The 22,544-nt window shown below is 46.2% G+C and carries 23 protein-coding genes and 2 pseudogenes; 9 read left to right on the plus strand and 16 right to left on the minus strand.

Annotated features, from left to right (window positions below):
• Positions 1-314: 314 nt before the first annotated feature.
• The 8 genes from L0M14_RS20290 to L0M14_RS20325 all read right to left on the minus strand — a co-directional run bounded on the left by L0M14_RS20290 (position 315) and on the right by L0M14_RS20325 (position 9,872).
• A complete protein-coding gene (locus L0M14_RS20290; RefSeq protein ID WP_235118403.1) occupies positions 315-2,564 on the minus strand; it encodes an FAD-dependent oxidoreductase in 2,250 nt (749 codons plus the stop codon).
• A 63-nt stretch (positions 2,565-2,627) separates the two neighbouring features.
• Positions 2,628-3,446 carry a carbohydrate ABC transporter permease gene (locus L0M14_RS20295; RefSeq protein ID WP_235122981.1) on the minus strand — a complete coding sequence of 273 codons (819 nt, stop codon included), beginning with the start codon at positions 3,444-3,446 and terminating at the stop codon, positions 2,628-2,630.
• Between the two features lie 84 nt (positions 3,447-3,530).
• Complete coding sequence (locus tag L0M14_RS20300; protein ID WP_235118404.1) at positions 3,531-4,412, minus strand: carbohydrate ABC transporter permease; 882 nt, start codon at positions 4,410-4,412, stop codon at positions 3,531-3,533.
• 301 nt (positions 4,413-4,713) lie between these two features.
• A complete protein-coding gene (locus tag L0M14_RS20305) occupies positions 4,714-5,847 on the minus strand; it encodes an ABC transporter substrate-binding protein (protein WP_235118405.1) in 1,134 nt (377 codons plus the stop codon).
• The gene (locus tag L0M14_RS20310; RefSeq protein ID WP_235118406.1) at positions 5,799-6,050 is read right to left on the minus strand and encodes a hypothetical protein; all 252 of its coding nucleotides are present in this window, start codon (positions 6,048-6,050) and stop codon (positions 5,799-5,801) included. Before L0M14_RS20310 ends, L0M14_RS20305 begins: the two co-directional genes overlap by 49 nt.
• A 167-nt stretch (positions 6,051-6,217) precedes the next feature.
• On the minus strand, positions 6,218-7,090 hold the full coding sequence (locus tag L0M14_RS20315) for a response regulator (RefSeq protein WP_235118407.1): 873 nt from the start codon (positions 7,088-7,090) through the stop codon (positions 6,218-6,220).
• 12 nt (positions 7,091-7,102) lie between these two features.
• A complete protein-coding gene (locus L0M14_RS20320) occupies positions 7,103-8,866 on the minus strand; it encodes a cache domain-containing sensor histidine kinase (RefSeq protein WP_235118408.1) in 1,764 nt (587 codons plus the stop codon).
• A 517-nt stretch (positions 8,867-9,383) separates the two neighbouring features.
• On the minus strand, positions 9,384-9,872 hold the full coding sequence (locus L0M14_RS20325; protein WP_235118409.1) for a PCYCGC domain-containing protein: 489 nt from the start codon (positions 9,870-9,872) through the stop codon (positions 9,384-9,386).
• 799 nt (positions 9,873-10,671) lie between these two features.
• Here L0M14_RS20325 and L0M14_RS20330 point away from each other — a divergent pair.
• From L0M14_RS20330 to L0M14_RS20355, 7 genes and pseudogenes are all read left to right on the plus strand, one after another.
• Positions 10,672-10,860 (plus strand): helix-turn-helix domain-containing protein, encoded by a 189-nt coding sequence (locus L0M14_RS20330; protein ID WP_235122982.1) that lies wholly within the window; start codon positions 10,672-10,674, stop codon positions 10,858-10,860.
• Positions 10,848-10,913 (plus strand): annotated as a pseudogene (locus L0M14_RS20335) (hypothetical protein); the annotation flags it as partial. The gene L0M14_RS20330 and the pseudogene L0M14_RS20335, both read left to right, overlap by 13 nt.
• Positions 10,914-11,009: 96 nt before the next feature.
• Positions 11,010-11,978, plus strand: coding sequence for an ABC transporter substrate-binding protein (locus L0M14_RS20340; RefSeq protein WP_235118410.1), 969 nt, complete (start codon positions 11,010-11,012; stop codon positions 11,976-11,978).
• Positions 11,979-11,984: 6 nt separating this feature from the next.
• Positions 11,985-12,299: an iron chelate uptake ABC transporter family permease subunit gene (locus tag L0M14_RS31615; RefSeq protein WP_311198751.1), complete on the plus strand. Its 315-nt coding sequence runs from the start codon at positions 11,985-11,987 to the stop codon at positions 12,297-12,299.
• The gene (locus L0M14_RS20345) at positions 12,253-13,140 is read left to right on the plus strand and encodes a FecCD family ABC transporter permease (RefSeq protein WP_311198752.1); all 888 of its coding nucleotides are present in this window, start codon (positions 12,253-12,255) and stop codon (positions 13,138-13,140) included. The genes L0M14_RS31615 and L0M14_RS20345 overlap by 47 nt, the downstream gene beginning before the upstream one ends.
• Positions 13,055-14,086 carry an iron chelate uptake ABC transporter family permease subunit gene (locus L0M14_RS20350; protein ID WP_311198918.1) on the plus strand — a complete coding sequence of 344 codons (1,032 nt, stop codon included), beginning with the start codon at positions 13,055-13,057 and terminating at the stop codon, positions 14,084-14,086. The genes L0M14_RS20345 and L0M14_RS20350 overlap by 86 nt, the downstream gene beginning before the upstream one ends.
• Positions 14,087-14,226: 140 nt before the next feature.
• Complete coding sequence (locus L0M14_RS20355; RefSeq protein ID WP_235118412.1) at positions 14,227-14,397, plus strand: hypothetical protein; 171 nt, start codon at positions 14,227-14,229, stop codon at positions 14,395-14,397.
• A gap of 18 nt (positions 14,398-14,415) precedes the next feature.
• Here the strand turns inward: L0M14_RS20355 and L0M14_RS20360 are convergent, their stop codons facing one another.
• The 5 genes from L0M14_RS20360 to L0M14_RS20375 form a co-directional block, all read right to left on the minus strand.
• Entirely contained in the window at positions 14,416-14,724 is a 309-nt protein-coding gene (locus L0M14_RS20360) for a hypothetical protein (protein WP_235118413.1), read from the minus strand.
• 61 nt (positions 14,725-14,785) lie between these two features.
• Complete coding sequence (locus L0M14_RS20365) at positions 14,786-15,427, minus strand: hypothetical protein (protein WP_235118414.1); 642 nt, start codon at positions 15,425-15,427, stop codon at positions 14,786-14,788.
• Positions 15,428-15,451: 24 nt separating this feature from the next.
• Positions 15,452-15,805, minus strand: coding sequence for a matrixin family metalloprotease (locus tag L0M14_RS32060; RefSeq protein WP_350340521.1), 354 nt, complete (start codon positions 15,803-15,805; stop codon positions 15,452-15,454).
• Positions 15,777-17,135 (minus strand): IS4 family transposase, encoded by a 1,359-nt coding sequence (locus L0M14_RS20370; protein WP_235118415.1) that lies wholly within the window; start codon positions 17,133-17,135, stop codon positions 15,777-15,779. The genes L0M14_RS32060 and L0M14_RS20370 overlap by 29 nt, the downstream gene beginning before the upstream one ends.
• Positions 17,136-17,236: 101 nt before the next feature.
• Positions 17,237-17,581 (minus strand): hypothetical protein, encoded by a 345-nt coding sequence (locus L0M14_RS20375; RefSeq protein WP_235118416.1) that lies wholly within the window; start codon positions 17,579-17,581, stop codon positions 17,237-17,239.
• Between the two features lie 589 nt (positions 17,582-18,170).
• Here L0M14_RS20375 and L0M14_RS20380 point away from each other — a divergent pair.
• Together L0M14_RS20380 and L0M14_RS20385 are read left to right on the plus strand one after the other, a co-directional pair.
• Positions 18,171-18,398, plus strand: a pseudogene (locus L0M14_RS20380) (transposase domain-containing protein); the annotation flags it as partial.
• A 410-nt stretch (positions 18,399-18,808) separates the two neighbouring features.
• Positions 18,809-19,801 (plus strand): ketoacyl-ACP synthase III, encoded by a 993-nt coding sequence (locus tag L0M14_RS20385; protein ID WP_235118417.1) that lies wholly within the window; start codon positions 18,809-18,811, stop codon positions 19,799-19,801.
• On the opposite strand, the gene L0M14_RS20390 is transcribed toward L0M14_RS20385, so the two are convergent.
• Genes L0M14_RS20390 through L0M14_RS20400 form a run of 3 tightly spaced genes read right to left on the minus strand, consistent with a single transcriptional unit; the run spans position 19,796 to position 22,522 of the window.
• Positions 19,796-20,050, minus strand: coding sequence for a Yae1 family protein (locus L0M14_RS20390; RefSeq protein ID WP_235118418.1), 255 nt, complete (start codon positions 20,048-20,050; stop codon positions 19,796-19,798). The genes L0M14_RS20385 and L0M14_RS20390 overlap by 6 nt on opposite strands.
• A 7-nt stretch (positions 20,051-20,057) precedes the next feature.
• Complete coding sequence (locus L0M14_RS20395) at positions 20,058-21,440, minus strand: glycosyltransferase family 2 protein (protein ID WP_235118419.1); 1,383 nt, start codon at positions 21,438-21,440, stop codon at positions 20,058-20,060.
• On the minus strand, positions 21,437-22,522 hold the full coding sequence (locus L0M14_RS20400) for a GT-D fold domain-containing protein (protein ID WP_235118420.1): 1,086 nt from the start codon (positions 22,520-22,522) through the stop codon (positions 21,437-21,439). The genes L0M14_RS20395 and L0M14_RS20400 overlap by 4 nt, the downstream gene beginning before the upstream one ends.
• Positions 22,523-22,544 lie beyond the last annotated feature (22 nt).

The raw sequence follows: 22,544 nt of genomic DNA on the forward strand, positions 1-22,544 counted from the left end.
TTATTCGGTAATATGCTCAATTTTAACCTATGTTCAAAAAACGTATCAAGAAGGAATTCATAGAATAAGCATCGATGTAAACGATTACATTTCCCTTTATGACCCGTCCCTTGGAATCCCTTAAGAACCTTCTCTTGCCATTTCTCCCTATAAAAAACCTTCGGACGTGTCTTGAGATTGACCAAGAGCCAGCAAGTCGGTTTTTGCAAATGCCACAATCTGAATCACACATCTTAACTTGTCCATTCATATTTGATCATATATGCAAAACAAAAAAGTCGCATTGAGATTTGCGACTTTTTTATTTTATCTTTCTAGCTGTAGCAGCGGACCTCAACGATCTCTGCGGATGGTGCTCCATTCGTACTGTGCACCACAATTCGCAGCCTCTCCGTGCTTACGATTTCATCGAGCTGGTGTACGTGCCTTCTTGTGTGATTATCGGTTACCGATACAACTTGCTTCCACTCTCCATGGATGAAGGCCTGCACTTCGTATGCTTGGATCAGCTCCGGGATCACTTCGAACTCCGTTCGATGATGGTGTAGGTTGATCAGATCCTCATGAACGTCATCGTTCAAGGTCACATGGATGTTCTTAATCGAAACAGGGGTCGGCCAAGTGAATTCCAGCCATTCTGGACTGTCCACCGACATGGCTTCAGAAGACCACATATGCGGTCCGGCATAGGGTCTGACATAACCATCAACAACACGGTTTGCAGCAAAGGCCTTGGTAGGTGACGACAAGCGGAAGCAGATCGGTTTCCGGTAAAACGCTCTGCCGCTCCATTCCACTACCGGTTGGTGGTCGTGCATATCGCCGAAATCTTTAGCAAGCTGTGCATCTTCGCCATGTTCGAAAGCAAGTACGCCGGTCTGAGGACGGTCCGATAGATGCACGGACAAATCCGGGTTGCTTCTAATAATGACAAAAGCGTTCTGTTCCTGCCCAGGCGCCCAAACCGCATCTACTTTGACCCACTGCCGATCTCCTGCCTTCACATTAGCCTTTGCCGATGACTCCAGCTTGTAAGGAACATAGTTCTGCGGCTTGCCTGTGCTCCACAGCTCAACTGTAAGTTCTGTATCCCGCACGCAATCCAACAGAAATTCCAATCCTTCGATCCGAGGCGAGACAGGTACAATCAGACCCAAGCTGTTCGTCAGCGGCATCACCCCTGCCGAATGCTCGAGCGATAGCTTGGTCAATTCACTGGACGCTTGGACCGACGCGTGCCGGGCCAAATCATCTGGGTCGGCGTTCTTCAAACCGAGTACGGACGCATCCTGCCTCAGCAGTGTCTGTTGGAGGCAGCTCAAATGCTCATCGTGCAGCGTTCGCGGCGTAACACCTTTCTGTACGCACAGCGCGGCACCCGTTCCGGCAGCCTCGCCAATCACCGCGCATGTAGCCATAACGCGGGTCGTTCCGAACGCAACGTGCGTTGCGCTAATGTTGCGGCCGGCCATCAGCATGTTGCTCACATTGGCGGAATATAAAGACCGGAAAGGGATGTGATAGCTGCCGTCCATATGCATATGTTTGGAGCCTTTGGCTTCGGCATACATACCTTGTGGCGGATGAAGGTCTATCGACCAGCCGCCGAATGCGATGCGATCGGAAAACTCCTTTTGAGCGATCACATCGTTCTGATTCAGCACATAGTCTCCTACAAACCGGCGGTATTCCCGCTTACCAGGGATGGAACCGATCCATTCCAATGTAAGATTCTCACTATCAAATTGGCCTGAATTTTTAATATAGTCCCAAATTCCATAGATAACCGAGGAAAGTTCGTCCCGAATCCGCTCATTGTCATGAACGGTATCCAACTCCCCTCCCCATTCGATCCACCAGTAGGCACAGCCATTATCCCCGCTTCGAATAACACGTTTCATTGGTATCAGTGTTTTCGTAATATCCTTTGCGAAGCTGGGCGGGATGTATTTGACCGGGCGGCCTGCATCTTTCGTATAAAAGAGCAGCGTGCTCCCTAACGTAATGTCGTCAGCAACAAGCGGCGCCCATTCTTCGTTGAATTCTCTTTGCGCCTCGCGTCCGATTCGATGCTTGGCCCCTGCCAGAAAGCCGATCAATCCATCCCCCGTACAATCAAGGAATACGCTGCTTTCAAAGCGAATTCGACGCTCTGAGCCCATCATCCATCCGGTAACCGAGCGTATTTGACGCTCCTGCTCATCGCCATCCGCCTCAACTTCGTGAACATCCGTATTCAAAAAGAGCGTGATATTGTTTTCATTTTTCACTTTCTCCAATATGATGAGATCCCAAATATACGGATTACCATCTATATTCCGATATTGATTTTCTACGAACAGCTCACCCATAATTCCTGTCTCCCGCGCATACCGATGGACGCCATGTGACGTTGCTCCGCATACCCAGACGCGAACTTCACTGCTTGAATTGCCTCCCAGGACAGGTCGATTCTGTACGAGTGATACGGTTTGACCCAGCCTCGCAGCAGCGATAGCAGCGCATACACCTGCCAGCCCTCCGCCGATTACTGTAATATCTGATTTTACGATTTCTTGCTTCATAACCGAAATACACCTCGCTGCTTATGAATGTTAGATGAATGCTAATAATCGAGTTTTACCCAGTTACCCTTTTACTGCCGCACTAGATATGCCTTGAATGATGAATCGTTGACCGATAAGAAAAACAATGATCATTGGGATAATCCCCGCCGTTGCTGCCGCCATCATCCCGTTATAGTCCACGTTGTTTTCTAAGATAAAATTTTGCAAACCAAGCGGTACCGTGTACAGCTTCTCATCGATCAGAAAGACAAGCGCATTCTCGTAATCGTTCCAGTGCCATGAGAAATCAATGATGGCCAGCGTAGCGAGTGCCGGTTTAGCCAAGGGCAGTACCAGATTAAAAAAGATTCGCAAGTGTCCGGCACCGTCAATAAAAGCAGCCTCGGATATTTCATGGGGTACGGAAAGGAAAAATTGCCTTAGCATAAACACGCCAAATATCGTAAACATCCCCGGCAGGATTAACGCCCAATGTGTGTTATAGATGCCGGCCCACTCGAACATGATGAATTTCGGCACGAACAGCACCTGAGGGGGAACCATCATCATCGATATATAGACGAGAAACATCGCGTTTCGTCCCTTAAACTCGATGCGCGAAAACCCATAGGCGGCAAACGCTGATAGAAATGTAGCTCCTATCGTGCTAATGATGGAGATTTTGAGCGAGTTCAGATAATACGTGCCGAAGCTTTTATCCCCGGTCCAAACCTTGATGTGATGATCCCATTGCAGTGTAGAGGGAATCCACCGGATCGGATACTCAAACACCTCAGCCGGTGTCTTGAACGAAGTGCTGATCATCCATAAAAACGGAACGACCATCAATATCCCTAAGATCAGCATGATGAAGGTAACAAGCGTTTTCGTAACAGTCATACTAGTAATAGAAAACCTCGTGCTTGAGGCTTTTGCATTTGTTTCAGCCGAAAGATTCGTGCTCATGAAGTTGGCTCCTTCCCCCTAGTAATGAACCCAGCGTTTTTGTCCGATCCATTGAACAACTGTTATGAGCAAAATGATAAAGAACAGTGCCCAAGAAATCGTAGCCGCATATCCCATCTCGTAATAACGGAACGCGTTCTGATAAACAAACAACGATAATATAGTCGTGCTGTTCCCGGGGCCGCCTTGTGTAATGGCTTGAATAATCCCGAAGGTTTTAATCGTCATGATGAGTCCCGTTATGAGCAGCAAGAATGTCGTAGGGCTTACGAGCGGCCAGACGATATGGCGGATCACGCGCCAGCCTCTAGCGCCGTCCATTTTGGCGGCTTCGAGAAGATCCGTTGAAATTTCCTGCAAGGCCGCTAAATAAATAATCATGTTATAGCCGAGCATGAACCAGACCCAGATAATATCGATGGCATACATCGATGTATCTGTCGTGGACAACCAGCCGGGCGGATGTTCGATACCAATCATTCTTAAAAAAGCATTGATCGGTCCCTCCTTCGGCTGGAACAGCAGCATCCATACGAAGGCGATGGCGACACCGCTTGTAATGTACGGCATAAAGAACAGTGCACGAAGCGTGCTTTTGATATACACCGACTGATTGAGCACAAGCGCCACAAGAAACGACAAGAAGATGCTCGCAGGAACGGCTAAAAGAAATACCAGCGTATTTTGGATGGCCTTGTAAAAAATTTCATCGTGAAACAAACGTTTCACATTATCGAGTCCCACCATATGCACATCCGGACTCATGAACTTGTAATCGGTAAACATTAAAAAAAACGAATAGACAGCTGGAATGACAAAAAATAAAATCACTCCGATCATATTTGGACCAATGAACAGGTATCCCAGCATCCTCTGCCGCCTCATCCAATTGTTACCCACGAACCCCACTCCTCGTCTTCTTGTTGATACATTCAGCATAACAGGCAAGCAGGCCCCCTTATAATGAACAAATCCACGGAAAACATGGAACAAAAGGGTGAACCCTGCAGCCTTATTATTGGAGTGCTGTGTAGTTTTGTTCTATCGGCGCCTCCCACGATGAGGGCACAAGAATAATCGACTTCGTCGTCCTTATGGGACCGCGCGTTTGTCAAGGTTGATGCGAAGCAAAAGTATAAAACTTATACTTTCTTATCAACTGAAAAAGACCGCTTCCTCCACAGGAAACGGCCTCATCTCTTTATTTTTGCTGCTTCAAAAAGTCATTATGACGCTTCACCATATTCTGTACTGCTTGATCGATACTGCTTGAGCCCAAGAAATACTTCTCATACTCCTGAGAACGCAAGTCGATGACCTGCTGTGGCACGCTGCGGACGAACGTCGGCGTTTTGTCGCCATAGAGCACATATTTCAGAGATTCCACATCATACGTGGATGCTTTATCGCCAAGCAAGCTGTTCAATGCCGTTTCCTGGTTAACATCCTTGGAAGCCGGAAGTCTGCCTCCGACGGCCATAGGCGCCATGCCTCCGTCTGCGTACCAAGTTAAGAACTTCCAGGCCGCATCCTTATTCTTTGATTTCGCATTGATGGAAATATAGTCACCAAGTCCTCCGCGGTTAATAAAGTCCGCTTGATTTGCCTCTAGACGCGGTACTGGGGCGAAGGCGATTTTGAAATCGCGCGGGAACGTTTTGGTATCGTTCGAGCTGCGGATCAGCCACTCACCGATGTTCAGCATGGCGGCTTTTCCGCCCAAAAATTCATTCTCGACCGGCATTTTACTCGTCAACTGCTCACCGAGAGGAGGTGTTGATTTATCTTCATGCATCATGGCATTCAGTGTAGTCAGCCATTTGGTGACCAGTGGATGATCCAGATTGGAGCTGCCGTCCGCTTTTACATAGCCTTCCTTCACAAGCACGGAGTCGATCGGATCGACAAATGGCTCTGTATGCTGCAGCAGCCCGTATCTCGTGTCGGTTTTGAGCTTCATCGCGTATTCTCTCATTTGATCCCAGGTCCATTCCTTAGGAACGGCGAGCCCAGCTTTATCCAGTGCATCTTTATTCAGCGCCACGAAGAACGCATTCTTTTTCGTAGGAATTCCGTAGTACTTGCCGCCCACCTGCCACGGCTTGGCGTCGGGACCCATTTTCTCATCAATGTTGTAATCCTTAAATTCACTGAGGTCCAGCGCGGCACCGGCCTGAATTCGTTTATTCACTTGGGACAAGGTGTAATTGACAAATAAATCAATGTCCTGTCCCGTCATCAGCGCTGTATCCAGCTTCAAGTTACCGTCATCATCATTGACGAACCTTACATATTCCACTTGAATGTCGGGATGATCCTTGTTCCAGGAATCCACGACAGCTTTAGGTCCGACTCCGGCGGCACAGCCCCCCACATCGTTAGTTTAACCGGCTTCGTAGTTGTTGTCGCAGGCGGAGTTGATGCTCCCGGCTTACTGGTTTCCGCTTGATTCCCGCTTCCTCCATTGGTACATCCTGCCATTACCCCCATCGCGACGACGGCCGCTGCAAGTGTTGGTATCCATTTTCTCATCTTCATCCTGATGACCTCCCATATTCGATTCTGGCTGTTTCTGACTCACAAATTAAGCATAACAGGAGGTAAGCGCTTTACTTAATGAACAAAACTATTGAAATTATGGAACGAAATGATGCAAATATAAGGATGGAACTCGGCCTAGCAATCGTAGTTTTGTTCTAAAACGCCTAGCGCCGATGCAGCTGACGAAAGCGGCTCGGCGTAGACTGCTTCAGCCTTTTAAAAATTTTAATAAAATAATTATCGTTGCTAAACCCTACTCGATGCCCAATCTCACTGACCGGCAAATCCGTATGGATTAAATGATAAGCAGCCTTTTCTACCCTGACCTGATGCAGGTAATGAATGATGGTTTGCCCCGTCTTTTTCTTAAACAAAGCGCTAACATAATTCTCACCCATCATCACATACTGGGACAGCGATTTGACGGTTATGTCTTGCGCGTAGTTTTCTTCTATGTATTGAAGAATTTTTTTCACTTCGGGATGGCGGGTAGCGTCTATAACGGATGGCATAGGCTCAGCATCTGCCGCAGCTACAGAATCAGCGGCTGGTACCTGATGATCAGAAGCTGTCGCCGCCGGCTCCGAGGAAGGCACTTCCTTGGCTTCCTTGGCTTCCTTGGTTTCCTTGGCACCCTGGTGCTCCTGCAAATCCCGCGACCGAGATAGCTCCGCACCGACCTTGCCCAGTGTATCCCGCAGCGATTGCACATTCATGGAAAGCTTTAGAATATAGTTCGAGGCGCCGTATTCCATCGCCTGTCTGACATACTCAAATTCGCTCATACAGGTTAGCATCACAAATTTGGTATCCAATCCTGCCTCTCGGGTTCTTTTCAGCAAGGTCACTCCGTCCATCTTCGGCATGATAATATCCGTGATGACCAAATGAGGGCGGTTACTGAGTATGATATCCAGCGCTTCTTCACCGTTTCCCGCTTCTCCTATAACCGTAAAACCCATTTCCTCCCACTTGATGATCTCTCGTACCGATTCTCTGACGAATATCTCATCTTCCACAAGCAGCACTTTCCACATACTCGGTTCCTCCTATGGCATCTCATACGGTGCGGATATCAATTCCGGAAGCTCCATCCGAATGTGCGTCCCCTCATCGGCGGCTATGACCGTTAGCGTCCCCTCTTCTTTAAAAAGTAAGCGCAGCCGTTCCCTTACGTTAGCCATGCCGATCCCCCGCCTTTGCCGGGTTGAAGCGATTTGGCCCGCTTTCTCCATGCCGATGCCATTGTCGATGATATCAACGATCAGCTTTTTCTTAAGCACGTAAGCGTGAATGCGAATGTTCCCCTTGCGTCTATCAAGCGTACTGATCCCATGCTGAATCGCATTTTCAACAATCGGCTGTAAGCTTAGCTTGGGCACAAGCGCAAATTCTATAGAAGGTTCATACTCATAGTCGACTTCAAAAACTTGCTTATACCGCATCTGCTGAATATAAATATAGGCTTTGACCAGCTCGATCTCATCGCGAAAATGAATCATCTCAATCTCCGAGTTCAAACTCGTTTCGAGCAGCTTGCCTAGAGAAACTGAAATTTCGGCAATCTCGTCCTGCCCGTTCCGAATCGCAATCCACTTCATCGTATTGAGCGTATTCATCAAAAAATGCGGATTCATCTGGGCAAGCAGCATTTGAAAATGCACTGCTTCTTTTTGCCGTTCTTCCACTTTTAACCGCTGAATCAAATCATTCATATCATCCAGCATTTTATTGAAAGCCCGAGTCAGTTCCAGCACTTCACCCTTGGATTTGCCTTCAGGCAGACGTGTCTTTAGGCTCTTATGAACTACATTCCTCATCTTCACCTGTAAATGGGACAAAGGTCTAGTCACCGTCGAAGAAATCATGAAAGTGAGGACAATAAAAGCTGACGTCAACAGGATGAACGTTGCGAAATAGTTGCGCTGGAGGTCTTGAATTTCATTGAACAACACGTCCAAAGGAATCCGGTTCACGATATACCAATCCAGTGTCTCCATATAGCTGTACACAAGCACGCTGTCCGTTTCCTTATCGATCAAATAACCGTCATCTTGCTCCGATGTAATTTGGCGAATAAGTGGTTCCGGGATCTTCTTCTCCGACTCAGGCTGCGCAACGAGCAATCCGTCTCCTGTAATCATGGAATACTCTTGATCGGCTTGCGAATTTTTGAGCACCGACTGGAACCACTGGACAAAATCAATGCTGATTCGCGCTACCGCGTATGGCTTTACTTCATGATCCTTCAGCAAGGCATATAAAGAAACAAGCGCAGCGCTTTTAGAGACGTCAGGCGAAACATCGTTCGTATCATCCGATACCCAGTGATAAGCGGCCTGCCCGGCTAACATATCTTTATAATATTTTTCAGCTATCAAATGATTGTAATCAAGTGCAGCTTTGGGCTGATAGGATGTATATACATGACCATGCAGATCCAACAAAGTAAAATAGACGGAAGGATTATAGAGAAAAAAGCTGTTATTAATGCTTTTAAATTTCTCCTCCACACGGCTCTTATCCGTCAAAATGTCCTCTCCGGGAGACTTTAATATCTCTTCCAAAGAAGAATCCTGCTCCAGGAAGATGAGCGTTTTGAAGGCAATACTCATTTGATCTTCCAGCGTGCGCTTGATTTGATCAAGCCGGCTTAGACTCTGCTCGCTGATCTTACGCTGGACGAGCGTCTCTACCTTTTGATAATTATAGATATTGAGAAAAGCAAAGGGCAGTAAGATTAATAATAAAAAGGCTAGTGTCAGCCTGTATTTCAGCTTTTGCGGCCAAATCCGCGTGGACAATTTCATCATGCTTTACAACCCCCGAGATGCCGGATAGCTCTATTATAGCACTATGCTGCAGGCGGTCGAACGGGTGGAGCTAATTGCACATAATTGTTCCATCCGTGAAGATTGGATACACAGATTTGTTCTATTCATTAGGGTAATTGCTGCATGCGGCTGTTGATGTTTTATGACAAATTCCCCATCGAAACCATTCATCATGAGCTGCCCGTTTCCGAAATATTGAAGATAACCTACCTCTATGTTAACTTCAAAATAAGGGAGTTGATTATGATGCACTTCGAACTAACCACAGCTATATATCAGATCATTTCTGTAATCATTATCGTAATGTTGGGGTACTTGCTATTTCGATATATTAAAAAGTAAGAGTAACAAGCTCCAGTTTAGGCTCACTTTTTAATAACTCAATTATTTTCTTTGAATGATCTTCACAAGCCTCAAAAATATCAGCGCTAGGCGGCTTGGCGACGTTTGCCATTATCACCAATTACCCCATCCTCTAAAGATGGGGCTTTGATCTTTATATAGGCATTGGCGTATCCGTTGGTTTTGCATAACCTTTCTTGTATGTGTTATCTATAATTGTTCGTATTTCTTTAAGAGATTTACCTTCTTGCTTCATCTTTACGGATTCAACTGCAATTTGTAAGCACACACCACAACGGGTTCCGTGATCATCCCAAACAACAGAGCCATCAGCGTTCATTTCTTTGATAAAACAATTTAAATTGCTTTTATGTCTCGAACTCTCTCCACAACCACAATAGCAAGGGATCCATTTGATAATATCTGTCGCATTTCCAGCAAGCTGATAAACCAGCCGAATTTCATCCCTCTGTGAGTTTAGAAAGGTAGGTAAAGCGTATGCGGATGCTGTTTTTTCTTGAATGTCATTATGAACATGATCTTGACTTGTTGAATGTTCATCGTGGGACGCTTCTTGTTTAGAGCCGCATGCTGAAAGTGTTAGTAAGAAAGCAGTTATAAGAATAAATAATTTAGATTTCAATACAGCCACCTCGTTGATAATAGTTAGGACTAATATAACATAGACCATCAGATGGAAAAGTCCATTAAGGTAATTGTTCAAAACATTGTATCATTTGGGGTACATTTGATGGAGGCTATTGCGAAAGCAGCCACGCATAAGCTATATTTATACTGTCCGACATTGATAATCATTATCAATTGAAGCTGTCCATATTAGCAGGTAATGCCGAAACTGGAGGAACTTATCGTTCATGAATTTTCAACAACTCCCACAGATCATTCCGTTCTTTACTCACATTACTTCCCGTCATACGCCCCAAACTATTCGTTGTTTGGAAGAATGTCACGCTTTGATCATCGTCCGAAGTGGACATATTACGATCTCCGCCCCGAATCAGGAGGCGGTCGTTTGCTCGCAAGCCTATGCTTGCCATCCGCAATGCGGACCCTTCGACATTCAGGTACCGAGAACGAGAGAAGCTGAGTATGTGGTCATCACGTACCGCGTACTTCCTGAGAACAGCTCTTGGGCGCTGCATGGGCTGCTAAGTACGATCAGTGAAATCAAAATTCATTACATGTTGGACGAACTGATCCGCTCCCATTTTGAAATTCAAGCGAATTCAGAAGAGGAAGAAGCCGCGCAGCAGTTCAGAAAGCGATTGATGCTGGAGCGGATTTTATTTATTTATCTGTATGAATCCCGCAACAGACATGTGGGGAAAACGTCGGATCACTTGATCAAAGAAACGATCTCCTATATCAACGAACATTACATGATGAAGCTTACACTCCCCATGCTGGCAAGGCGTGCCGAGATGAGCGAAGGACACTACACGGTTCTATTCAAACGACATACCGGAATGACATTAACCAATTATTTGCATCATTATCGGATTGAAAAAGCGAAGACGCTGTTTGTGCAAGCTGGACTGTCTGCAAAAGAGATCGCGCAAAAAGTCGATTTGCAGATTATTTTCACTTCAGTAAAACCTTCAAAAAAATAATGGGCTGTACGCCTACAACCTTCCTTCAGTCGAGTCAAATATCTAAAAATTAGACATGCTTCATCTTAACATTGTATATGTTCCGGAAAATGGGAATCGGCTATAATACAACTGAGAATAATTATCATTTTCAGGAGGGACATACACAAATGATTCAAATGATGAAGCGCACACTTTGCATGCTCGTGATCATCGTATTTGCTGCCAGCCTTACCGCTTGCGGTCAAACGTCGAATATCCAATCGAATGCAGAATCACAAGCCACCCAGCCCCCAACGGAAACAAAAACTATGGGCATAATCAGTGTCCAAGATGCAGTTGGAACCGTCGAGCTGCCTAAAAGACCCGAACGAATCGTTGCCATGGAATTTAGCTTCACGGACGCTCTTGTCACATTAGGCATAAAGCCGGTAGGAGTTGCTGACGACAACAACCCGAAGCTATTCATGGACGCGGTAATCAGCCAAATCAAGGATTATACCTCCGTTGGCTCCCGTTACGAACCGAACATTGAATTGATCAGTTCTCTTCAGCCCGATTTAATTATTGTAGATTTGAATAAGCATAAAAATGCGATTCCACAGTTAAATACGATTGCTCCTCTTCTTGTATTGGACGACTATCAAGCCGATTATAATCAGATGCTGAAAAATTATGAGATTATCGCGAAAGCGGTCGGTATGGAAGAGGACGGCAAGAAGCGATTGGCCAAACATCAAAGTAAGATAGAAGCGGCGAAAAAGAAGCTCCAGAATACGAATCTGAGCGCTCTGCCTGCAGTGGTCAATCTGAAAGGCTTTTATGCTCATTCGGATCATTCCTATACCGGATCTTTCTTGGCGATGCTCGGATTTACGGATCCGGTTAAAAATGATGCATCCTACCCGCAGTTAACGCTGGAACAGCTTGCCGAAGCGAACCCGCAGGCGCTGATCCTAATGCCGATCGAGAAAGAAAACATTGAAAAGCAATGGGAAAGCAATCCGTTATGGAAAAAAATCGATGCGGTTGCAAATAACAAAGTGTTTTATGTAGAAAGGCGCGATTGGTCGCTTTCCCGCGGATTGATCGGCTCGGAGAAGATGGCCGAGGATATTGTGGCCCATTTGGGAGAGTAGCGGAACATGCACATAAATAATCGTCTGGAGAAGCAGAGCCGAACATGGCTACTGCTCTTCCTATTTTCTGCAACTTTTGTATTACTGGTCGTCGGCATTCTCTGCAGCTTGAAATGGGGAGCCGCTCCGATCTCCTGGCAGGCTTTGTATGAGGCTTTAACATATAACGGGCAGGAAAAATCGCATTTATATATCCAGACACTTCGTTTGCCGCGGACCATAACGGCATTCATGGTCGGCATTCAATTGGCGCTGGCTAGGCTGCTGACGCAGCTTGTCGACAAAAAATCCGCTCGCTTCTCCGCACGTATTCGGAATTAACGCAGGAGCGTCGTTGGCCGTTGTATTCGGAATAGTAGTGGTATACCATGTATCGTCTACCGCTTCGGTCGTATTCGCCTTTGTTGGGGCAGCGGCCGGCGCCTTATTGATTGGGTCGCTCGCAGGCGGCGGACCTAATCAATACGTCAGACTTGCCTTGGCAGGAATAACCGTTCATTTTTTGCTGTCTTCGTTGACGGAAGGCTTCATTTTATTAAACCAGCATTCATCGGACAGTATCATGTTTTGGCTTGTAGGCTCAGTAAGCCAAGCGGGATGGAAGGAGGTCCGGATGATCCTGCCGTTCTTTGCCGGCGGCTTGTTGCTTCTGGGGTGCATGCTGCCCTCTTTCCGGTTGCTCACCATGGATGATGAATTTGCCGCCGGATTAGGCCAACGGGTAGCTGTAGTTCGGGCCATTGCCATTCTTATTGTCATCGTACTCTCCGGATCGGCGGTTGCCATATGCGGACCGATCGGGTTTATCTGTTTGATCGTACCCCATATTGCTCGTGCGTTGGTTGGAAATAAACTGCCCCTTCTTGTTCCGTTTACAGCGCTGCTTGGAGGTGCGCTGCTTGGAGGTGCGCTGCTCGTTTATGCAGATTTCGTCAGCCGGTTCATCGCTTTTCCCTACGAATCTCCCGTAGGCATTATTACATCTGCAATCGGTGCTCCTTTCTTCATTTATTTGACGCGTAAAAAGGAGGGGCGAAGTCATGAAAAACGGAATCTCATTAGCAGTAGCATTGCTAGTGCTGCTGGTTCTAGCCATTGCATCCATTCGCTTGGGAACAGTTTCCGTATCATTTCGCGATATTTGGGCAAGTTTACTGCATGAACCTAATAAATCCATGTTTATTGTCAATGAGATTCGTCTGCCGAGAATGTTCACAGGAATATTAGCGGGGTTTGGACTAGCCGCAGGTGGCGTCATCTTGCAAAGCCTGGTGCGAAATCCGCTTGCCAGCCCCGACGTCATCGGCATTACCAAAGGTGCTGGATTTACAGCGGCGACAGTTATCTTTCTGTTTCCCAAAGCGCCAAACTATATGCTTCCCGCTGCTGCTTTCGTTGGAGCTTTTGCGGCTTTTATCATACTGCTGCTAGTAAGCCGAAGATTGACTTTAGCTCCTGCATCTCTTGCACTTGTTGGCGTAGCTGTCGGTGCTCTCTTTCAAGCCGGCACGCAATACTTAATTGTTAATCATCCGACCGATATCAACATGGCGTTGCTCTGGATGGCCGGCAGCCTATGGGGCAGGAGATGGGATCACGTGCTTTCGCTTTTGCCATGGATGGCGGTGCTCCTTCCCATCGTTTGGCGGAATTATGCGAAGCTCGATATCTTACAGCTTGGAGACGAAACAGTCACTTCGCTAGGCGTACGCATTGCAAGACAGCGCTTCTGGCTTCTGCTTTTGGCAGTCTCTCTGGCCGGCATATCTGTTTCTGCGGTTGGAGCTATCGGATTTGTCGGTTTGATTGCGCCGCACATCTCCCGCCGCATTGTCGGAAGCAGACACCAATGGCTTATACCACTCGCCGCACTTATTGGGGCCGATCTTATGCTATTCGGCGATTGTCTGGGCCGCATCCTGATCATACCGCGGGAAGTGCTATTAGGTGCAAAAGTCAGGGATCTCCGAAAGCAACACGGTTTGAGTGAAGAACAGCTTGGAGAAAAGACAGGGTTTAAATTTTCATATATAGGAAGTTTAGAGCGCGGCGAAGCCAATATTTCCCTTAAAAATCGTAAGCGTCAAATAGCCCCCACCATGCTGTGATCTGTGATGATGAGGGCTATTTGACGCTTACCGCCCTACTAATAATTCTATGTAAATTTTGCTAGTTTTATTCAATACAACAACGAAAAATAAGCCCATCCAATGTGGAGGGCTTTATCTTTATTGATTGGAGAATTCAAATGGCAATTTACCAAGTTGATTATACAGTAAATAAGCAGAGTAAACTCGGTATGATCGAAATCCCAGAAGTGAAAAACGAAATCGAGCTGCTAAGGGAAATCAAGGATGCGCTGAGTTATCTTGAGAATGTGGCGATGGTGGACATTAGGGTTAAGGGGTATTGGAGATGAAAAAAAACTTAAAAATGCCTAGTGAGTAGCTTTAAAATATACATCACCTTTCTTTATAGCAATCGCTTTCTGTTGATCTTCGCCAACTATTCTATATAATTTACTCCCTACTTCTGCTGAATTTGCTTCTCCATTATTTTTTGGCAAAGGATGCACTCTTTTATTTGTCTCACCTATTTGCTCTCCAATATCTTTGGATGGCACGGTTTCAGCAGATTCAGAATAAATGACATCGCCCCACATGACTTGTGCAGGATAGGAACCTCTGGACTGATCACATGCAGAAAACAATGAAATGAAAATAAACATATAGATAATAATTTTCAACAATTAACACCTCACTCTATTTTTTTGCAGAAAACCATCCTTGGAAGCACCAAAGGATGGTTCAATAATATACTATGTGATATAATTTTGCATCTTTCATTTTAGGTCTATCCTTGAATTTTTCTATCTCTTTTGGTATTTCGTTGGTAAAAGTTGAAGGATCTATCTCATCTCTTACCCCTTTGAAAATCTTCTTATCAGCATTTTTTTCTTTTAGATTATATTTACCTTGGAGCATACCAGTTAGGATATAGTAATCTTCATTAGTATTAGCAACATCACTATCATCTCTTGAGAGGAAGACAAGAACCTCTTCACCTTTTTCAAAACTTGGATATCCTTCTGAAATAACTTTCACACCTTTAGTTTCCCCTGAGTCAATTCTGATCACTACAGAATCACTTTTGGTAGGATTTCCTTTAAAAGTTTTGTTTACTGACACAACTATGTCTGTTTGAAGAATGTTACTAACATCCGCGCCTCTACTACCATCAGGATTACTCCATTTACTAGGTAAAACCTCAGAAACCGTACCAGAAACGATGACATCAGCTTCACCAACTAAAGTCGTCTTATCCTTATACGGAATAGAACCATCTGAATGAATTAGTTCCTTACCCAACAAGGTTGGAATCAACTGGAATGATAATGCTCCCACAACTAGGGATGCAGCAAATATAGATGCAATCATTTTCTTTTTCATTTTTTTTATCATATCCCCTCTCAATTAATATAAGGCTTTAATCCCATTAATATCATCAGTATCAAGTGTTGTACGAGTTCTATCAGCATATGTGGAGTATCCCCACATCGTTTTCTGCGAATCACCAGACCCATATTGATCAGCCAACCCTGCAGCATGACCGAACTCGTGCGTCATGTTATCCCAAACATCGTATGTATTTGGTGTTAGATTATTTGACCATGCAAATGATCCATTAATATCTATATCAGCATGTAGTGTATGGTTATCAATCCAAGGATAAATATATTTATACGTTGTAGTCTGCGCTACATATTTATTTAAGCCCCTGTTTCCCTTAGTTATTAACTCAACTTTCGCAGCTTGAAATTGGCAAATAAACCTTGATGTAGCTAGGCAAACCGGCTATCCAATCGTGGAGTTGACGATGGATCAGTTTTGAGATTCTCTTCCCAACGTTTGTGGCAACTTCGTTCATCAGTTCGACCAGTTGTTGAAGTGCAACGACCCAGTCAATCGTGCCAACTTCGTCACACAACAAATAGAACAGACCGCCAATTGTCCGCTGATCCGTGCTTTGGCGATGCTGCCAAGCCAGTAAGATATAGCGCGCGAATACGATCGTTGTATGGCTAATAAGCAGATCGTAAGAGCGTCCTTGAAACTCCTTCTGCAGGCGCAGCAAGGATTTGGCGCACTTAAAGAAGACTTCTATTTCCCAACGCATTCTGTAAATCCGAATGATGTCTGAAGCAGATAACGTAAGATCGGTAGAGAGGATAGCTAGCCATTCCTTCTTCTTGGATCGATGACGGACGAACACAACCATGACGGGGATCCCTGGAGCTAGCTCCGTCCGAATCTGCCGAAGGATGTGCCGGTTCTTTCCCTCGATGCGAGCCGCAAGTGAATATAGTGAATTCAGGCAAATGCGATGCCCATCTACTAGATATCGCTTTCTATCGTTTTTCACCATGCCAATGACGTGTAATTCGCGATTACGCATCTCTTGAATCAGTGGCGCGTGAGTAAACCAGCTATCCATGAGCACATAGGACGCGGAAAGACCGGCAGCCATAGCGCGATCCAGCATAGCGGCGATGTTATCTGGAGCACTTTGCAGCGCTTCTTTCCGACGCTTGTAACCTGACGAGCGTTTATCGATACCGTCGGCGATCCCATTGATGCTGGAGTTGTTCGAACTGAGAAGCGCGAAGTCAATTGGAACGAAGGAATGTCCATCTGTCCATCCCATGGTTAGCATGCGGAAACCCTTATAGTACGCTCCTGTGGCATGATCTTTAAAGCGTGCGAGCATCTCGACAGCCTTGCTTCGGTTACGTTCAAACATTGAATCATCGAAGATGAATGCCGTTTCGCGCTTGTCAGAGGTAAGGTGCTCCATGCGATGAACGGTCTCATGGCTTAGTAGTGTTAAAAAGCGTCGCCAAGCATATCCACTGTGATTGAGAAAACGATAGACCGCATCTTTCCCAGGATAATTTGTGCCCTGAGGGCTTTCGAGCAGACGAAACCAATTTTTCTGCTGAAACAACAGTACAAATATGATTCGGAACAAGGTCGCACAGGTGAAGCCGAACTTCTTTTTGAAGCCAGCGTCATTCAAGTGTTTAATGACCTTCAGTTCCTGGAAAGCCAACTTAATTTCTGCTGGCAGTTGATCAATGGATAGCTTTTGCTCTATCATATAGAGGACACCTCTTCTGTGTGGTAGTAGTGTGACTTCGACACTCTCACTTTACCAAAGGAAGCGGTGTTTTTCTATTTTCAAGCAGGGTATCTTATCGATCACAAATCCAGTACGCACCTGGACTTACGCTGATTTATTAGGTGCGAAAGTTGAGTTATTAAATTTGTATAGTCATTTACTGGATATGTATTAGTAGAAGTTGTATACCCATTTGGATCAATAATGTCTTTACCAATCTCCCCTTGACTTACTACATTCCATGGCGCTGCGGCATTGGAAAAAGCAGTATATGTAGCTGGGTCGAAACCATTCCACTTTGCAAATGTGAGTGGAGGACTACTAATACCACTGGAGATTGTACCATAAGCCCAAACCGAGCTAACCCCAACAGTTAAGCCAATAACTGTAGTAAGAATTACTGTTACTATTTTTTTTGCTTTCATACACTATTCCTCCCCTAAAAACCATATTTTAATAATTTGCTATGCATTTGTTAAACTCACTCTTGGAAATTATGGTTATTGCTTAAACCAAAAAGCATAGGTTAATAATCTGAAACTTTCTTTGGTAAAACCAAGTATTAAGAGAAATCGACCAAAGTTAATTTACTTTATGTCAAGCCTGACACTATTATATTAATATATTTACCAAAAGTTAGTAAATCCAGCAAAATTACTAAATTACTTATAATACATGTGCATTAATCCCAATTACTAGGGAAATTCTCCCGAACGCTTTGGATAAATTGTCGAAATATAAGTCTATTAACCTATTGTAAACGACAAAACTCACCCATTAATACTCCTCATTTCGGGTTATATCCAAATAACCGTAAAAAATTGCCACATTTCTGCAGCGATCACCCCATGAAACTTCTCTTTTATTGGAAAATTAAATTAATTGTCCTGAAAAAGTAGTTGATAAACATTTTGATTCGCACTTAAAAAACCAGCAACTTTAGCACTTGCCTTGGCTCCTCGCGGCGTGTTGCTAAATAAGAAGTTTTTACGTTTATGTACTTAAGAGCATAAACGTAAGAACTGGCTGTTCGCTAACACACCACGCGGTGCGAAGGCGAGCGCAACGATCTACAGTGTGATTGAAACAGCGAAGGAAAACGGATTAAACCCGTTTCAATATTTGAAGTACCTGTTCGAGCAGCTCCCGCAGCTTGAGAATCCGAAGGATCTGCAGGCGCTAGACGATCTCATGCCATGGTCACCAAAGATTCCGCTGAGTTGCCGCGTATTTAAGAGCTAATTCGAGCATAGCAAAGCCCACATCCTGATGGCTAGGTGTGGGCTATTTTACGCATACATAGTAAACATTGATTGTCTCTTAAATTGCCAAGTCCCAATAATAATTAAATGTATCTAGTAAATAAAAGAACAATTTCTCAGAACAAAAAGTTCGTAGAAATTGTTCTTTTATTATTTCCAAGGCAGAAATGATTCAGATTGATCCATATAATTTCTCAATTTTATAACAATGTATACGAATGTATATCGATGTATACAAGTAAATTATGCGATTTTCTATCCAGCAAATTCTGCTTCAAATCCAGTTATATAAGCAAAACAACATTGACTTGGACTGTTAAATTAGTTAGACTATATTTAGTACCAGGTACTAATACTTGATTCTAATATACCGATCAAGGAGTGAGGTCATTGACCCAGTCAACTTTCTTACACGCAGCCATAACCGCCATCGGCAGCTATGTACCCCATAAACAATTAACGAATGAAGATATGGCAGCTATGGTAGATACCAACGATGAGTGGATCGTGCAGCGCACAGGCATCAAAGCCCGGCGCATCGCAGAGGAGAATGAGTTTACCAGCCATCTTTGCATCAAGGCGGTTCAGGATCTTGTAGACCGTTATGAAAAAGTCCTGGATGACGTTGAACTGATCATCGTAGCTACCCATACGCCTGACCTTCCTTTTCCATCGGTCGCGTGTCTGATTCAGGCTCACTTCGGCATTCCTGCTACGGGAGCTTATGACTTGAATGCGACCTGTGCAGGCTTCACTTACGCGCTGCACACAGCCAGCGGCATGATTGAAGCCGGGCTCCACCGCAAGGTGCTGGTCGTAGGCGCCGACAGCTTGTCCAAAATAACGGACTACACGGACCGTTCCACCTGCATCCTGTTCGGCGACGGCGCAGGAGCCGTGCTTGTGGAGAGAAGCGATGAGCTGCCTTCCTACGTCGCTCATCATCTAGGAACTGACGGTACAGGCGGCAAGCATGTGTACCGCACCGGTCTTGCGTCCGAGCTGAACGGCATCCCGCTGGCCGGTGAAGGGAAGCTCGTGCAGAACGGACGCGAAGTGTATAAATTTGCAGTCAGCACGGTGCCGCAAGGCATCTCCGCCTTACTGGAGAAGAGCGGTCTTCAGAAGGAGGATATCGATTGGTTCATCCCGCACAGCGCGAACCTGAGAATCATTGAGTCGATCTGTGAGAAGAGCGGCATTGCCTTTGACAAGGCGCTCTATAGTCTTGTTCATTACGGCAATACATCGGCGGCTTCGATTCCGTTGGCGCTGGATTTAGGTGTCAAGGAAGGTAAAGTAAAGTCCGGAGATACCTTGCTGCTGTACGGTTTCGGCGGCGGATTGACGCATGCCGGCCTTCTCGTCAAGTGGACGCTATGACACCGAATAGGTGTGATCGAAGCCGTCTTCGAATCCTTTATCAAAGCCTTCGACATACCCTTTATCATAGCCCTTGTCAAAGCCTTGATCATATCCTCCGCGGTGAACGGCAGGACGAATCGGACGCGCAGTGCGCTTCATGATCCTGCGCTTTTTCAAGCCCCCCAGTCTGGTTTTTTTGACTGTGGGGGTTTTTCTTTTTTCCGCACCTTCATCTTCGTCTTCGTTCTCAGTCTCATGGCGGCTCAAGTCTCCTTTACACGTTATTCGCAACAATTACGGCTGGAGCAATGATTGGCAGTCCCTGCTCATAGCTGCCCAGCTCGCTGTAGCTGATCTGCCGCTTGCCGCGTTCTAGAAGCAGCCAATGCGTTAATGCCCAGTGATTCAGCCTGCGCATTTTCCCTTCTTTCATTTGGTAAACGGTATGATCCGGAGTTTCCGCCAGCTCTCCTTCCTGCAAAGGCGCAGCGGATGTCGCGGTGCTGTTCAGCTGCTCCAAGCGGTACAGAACCTCTTGGATCTGGATCGGATCTCCCAAGCTCCAGCTGCGCAGGTCCACCTGCGAAACACGGCTCGAAGCAAGTGCCTCGGATAAGCCTTCGATCGGTCTCTTTATTCCGTTCTCCATCCAATATGGCTGAGGCAGGACGCCTCTCACAACCACACCGGTCGGATAAAAATGATTCATGGTCGCAAGTGCCCCATTCAGCTTTCTTTGAACTTCGGCGAGGAGGCTGTGGGATTCTCCCCATTTTTTCGAGTAAAAATCCAGATTCTTGCCGTACACTTCCTCAAAACGCTCACCAAGCGCCTTGATGCTAACACTGCCGACATGGTGGATAAATGTATCTTTAGCGATGACCAGCTCATAGCCCATAAGCCTTGCGCGGAAGCCGTAATCATCATCCTCACAGTTCCCGATCTCAAAGCCTTCGTCCAAATAGCCGAGTGCTTCAAACATCTCACGGCGCATCAGTACGCAAAATCCGGTCAATCTCCCGGTGACCTGCCATTGGCTCGGGTTGGAGCGATTGATTTGCTCGGCGAAGCGATGCATCTCCTCTGTAGAGGTGTACGTTGTAGGAACAAGCTGCTCACCGCTGATATAGTTCGTCGTTGGACCGACTAGGCCGAATTTCTCATTGCTGTGCAAGCAGGCCAGCATATTGGAGAGCCAATTTTTCGTGACGATGGTATCGTTGTTCAGAAATAACAGCGTCGTACCGCGGGCCATTCGCAGTCCTTGATTGGTGCCCCCGGCAAAGCCGAGGTTCGATTTGAACACTTTAAACCGGATTTTACCGGTCAACGATTTGAGATACGATTCCGTGTCATCTGTGGAGGCATTATCGATAATAATGATTTCAAACGGCTCCGGCGTATACTGGTAGATGCTCTCGATACAGTTCTGCAGATGCTCGCGCTGATCATTCGTGGTGACGATAATGATACTGGTACCCTGAAAAGCCTGGCTGCAGCTCGTGGCCCCCGCCTGCCAGCCATTCCGATAGCCTTGGTCGTGTCCAAGGTCATAGCCTTGATTGTAGCCCCGGTTGTAGGATTCATTATAGCTTCGTTTGGCCTGAGCCGTAGCGGCTCTTCCTTTCGTTAACATCCGCTTCTTTCCTCTGTTCATCGGTACGGCGCCTCTCCTTTCACGATGGAGTCCGCAAGATGGCCGAAATCAATGGCGACCCTGCCCATGCCGCTGGCGATCCATTCGGACAACATGACCGCTGAGATCCCTGCCGAGACCAGGGCGATATCAAAATCATAGTTCATGATCGAAGCTTTGACCCTCGAGATATCCTTCACTCCGTTCACAGGTCCGACCTCTCCAACCACATGAACACCATGGCTGCGCAGCACTTGCGCCAGCGGTCCGGCAAGGTTGCCTACCAGCAGCACGCGTCTTCCCTGTGTAATCCTAGATAGATATCCGCACTGATACAAATAATAGTTAACCAGCGAATCCGTTAACGTCAGATTACGATAATCGATGCTCTCTGCTTGGAAAATGGAGAAAGCAAGCGGTTGGAAGTTAGGCAGCCGCAGCTTAGGGGTCCCGACGACACTTGCTCCCCGAATCGCTTGAACCAGACTGCCCTTGATCTCCATATCGGGAACGTGCACACCCGCATAGGGAAGGAACGGACCTTCCTCCTGAATACGTTCAATGGGCAAAATCGTTTGCTGCGCAAGCGTCAACAGCTCCCCGTCACCTAAGCGGACTAGTGAAAATGGAGCCTTGCTATCCATCGCTGCCACGATGCGATCACCTAGATCCTCCGCCCGCAGAAGTCGATGAATCTGGGGACGGAGATGCTCGATACCCGCTGCGATGATTTGTTCCACGGTATGCTCCGGCAAAGCCTCATACTCCCCAAGGTATTTATCCACGAAGGCTTCGCCTCCGGCATGCTTGCCCTCCCGGACGCCTTTGTCAAAGCCTCTGTCAAAGCCGCGGTCATGCCCTTGATTGAAGCCTTGATCGTAGGCATGCTGAATATCGGATACAGGGATTTCAACCGGTGGAGCCATCACGGCATCAGCAGCCGATCTTCCTTTCAAACGGGCTGACGAAGCGTAGTGGCGGTGTTTTTTTACCATTCTGCGCACCGCTTTTCGCTTACGCCCTTTTCTTGCACGACTCTCGGAAAAAGGAACGACAACTCCTTTTCTCTTCAAGCTGCGGTGTTTCTTCAGCTTCGGCAACATACGTTCACCTGCCTTCATCTTT

Source organism: Paenibacillus hexagrammi (genome assembly GCF_021513275.1).
Classification (GTDB): domain Bacteria; phylum Bacillota; class Bacilli; order Paenibacillales; family NBRC-103111; genus Paenibacillus_E; species Paenibacillus_E hexagrammi.

Excerpts from the sequence above, each read along its gene's own strand:
- L0M14_RS20365 (WP_235118414.1), bottom strand. The coding sequence starts at position 15,427 with ATGAAAAAGAAAATGATTGCATCTATATTTGCTGCATCCCTAGTTGTG.
- L0M14_RS20400 (WP_235118420.1), bottom strand. The coding sequence starts at position 22,522 with ATGTTGCCGAAGCTGAAGAAACACCGCAGCTTGAAGAGAAAAGGAGTT.
- L0M14_RS20310 (WP_235118406.1), bottom strand. The coding sequence starts at position 6,050 with ATGAAGATGAGAAAATGGATACCAACACTTGCAGCGGCCGTCGTCGCG.
- L0M14_RS20370 (WP_235118415.1), bottom strand. The coding sequence starts at position 17,135 with ATGATAGAGCAAAAGCTATCCATTGATCAACTGCCAGCAGAAATTAAG.
- L0M14_RS20375 (WP_235118416.1), bottom strand. The coding sequence starts at position 17,581 with ATGAAAGCAAAAAAAATAGTAACAGTAATTCTTACTACAGTTATTGGC.
- L0M14_RS20295 (WP_235122981.1), bottom strand. The coding sequence starts at position 3,446 with ATGACTGTTACGAAAACGCTTGTTACCTTCATCATGCTGATCTTAGGG.
- L0M14_RS31615 (WP_311198751.1), top strand. The coding sequence starts at position 11,985 with ATGCACATAAATAATCGTCTGGAGAAGCAGAGCCGAACATGGCTACTG.
- L0M14_RS20355 (WP_235118412.1), top strand. The coding sequence starts at position 14,227 with ATGGCAATTTACCAAGTTGATTATACAGTAAATAAGCAGAGTAAACTC.
- L0M14_RS20395 (WP_235118419.1), bottom strand. The coding sequence starts at position 21,440 with ATGAACAGAGGAAAGAAGCGGATGTTAACGAAAGGAAGAGCCGCTACG.
- L0M14_RS20330 (WP_235122982.1), top strand. The coding sequence starts at position 10,672 with ATGAGCGAAGGACACTACACGGTTCTATTCAAACGACATACCGGAATG.
- L0M14_RS20320 (WP_235118408.1), bottom strand. The coding sequence starts at position 8,866 with ATGATGAAATTGTCCACGCGGATTTGGCCGCAAAAGCTGAAATACAGG.
- L0M14_RS20290 (WP_235118403.1), bottom strand. The coding sequence starts at position 2,564 with ATGAAGCAAGAAATCGTAAAATCAGATATTACAGTAATCGGCGGAGGG.
- L0M14_RS20315 (WP_235118407.1), bottom strand. The coding sequence starts at position 7,090 with ATGTGGAAAGTGCTGCTTGTGGAAGATGAGATATTCGTCAGAGAATCG.
- L0M14_RS20340 (WP_235118410.1), top strand. The coding sequence starts at position 11,010 with ATGATTCAAATGATGAAGCGCACACTTTGCATGCTCGTGATCATCGTA.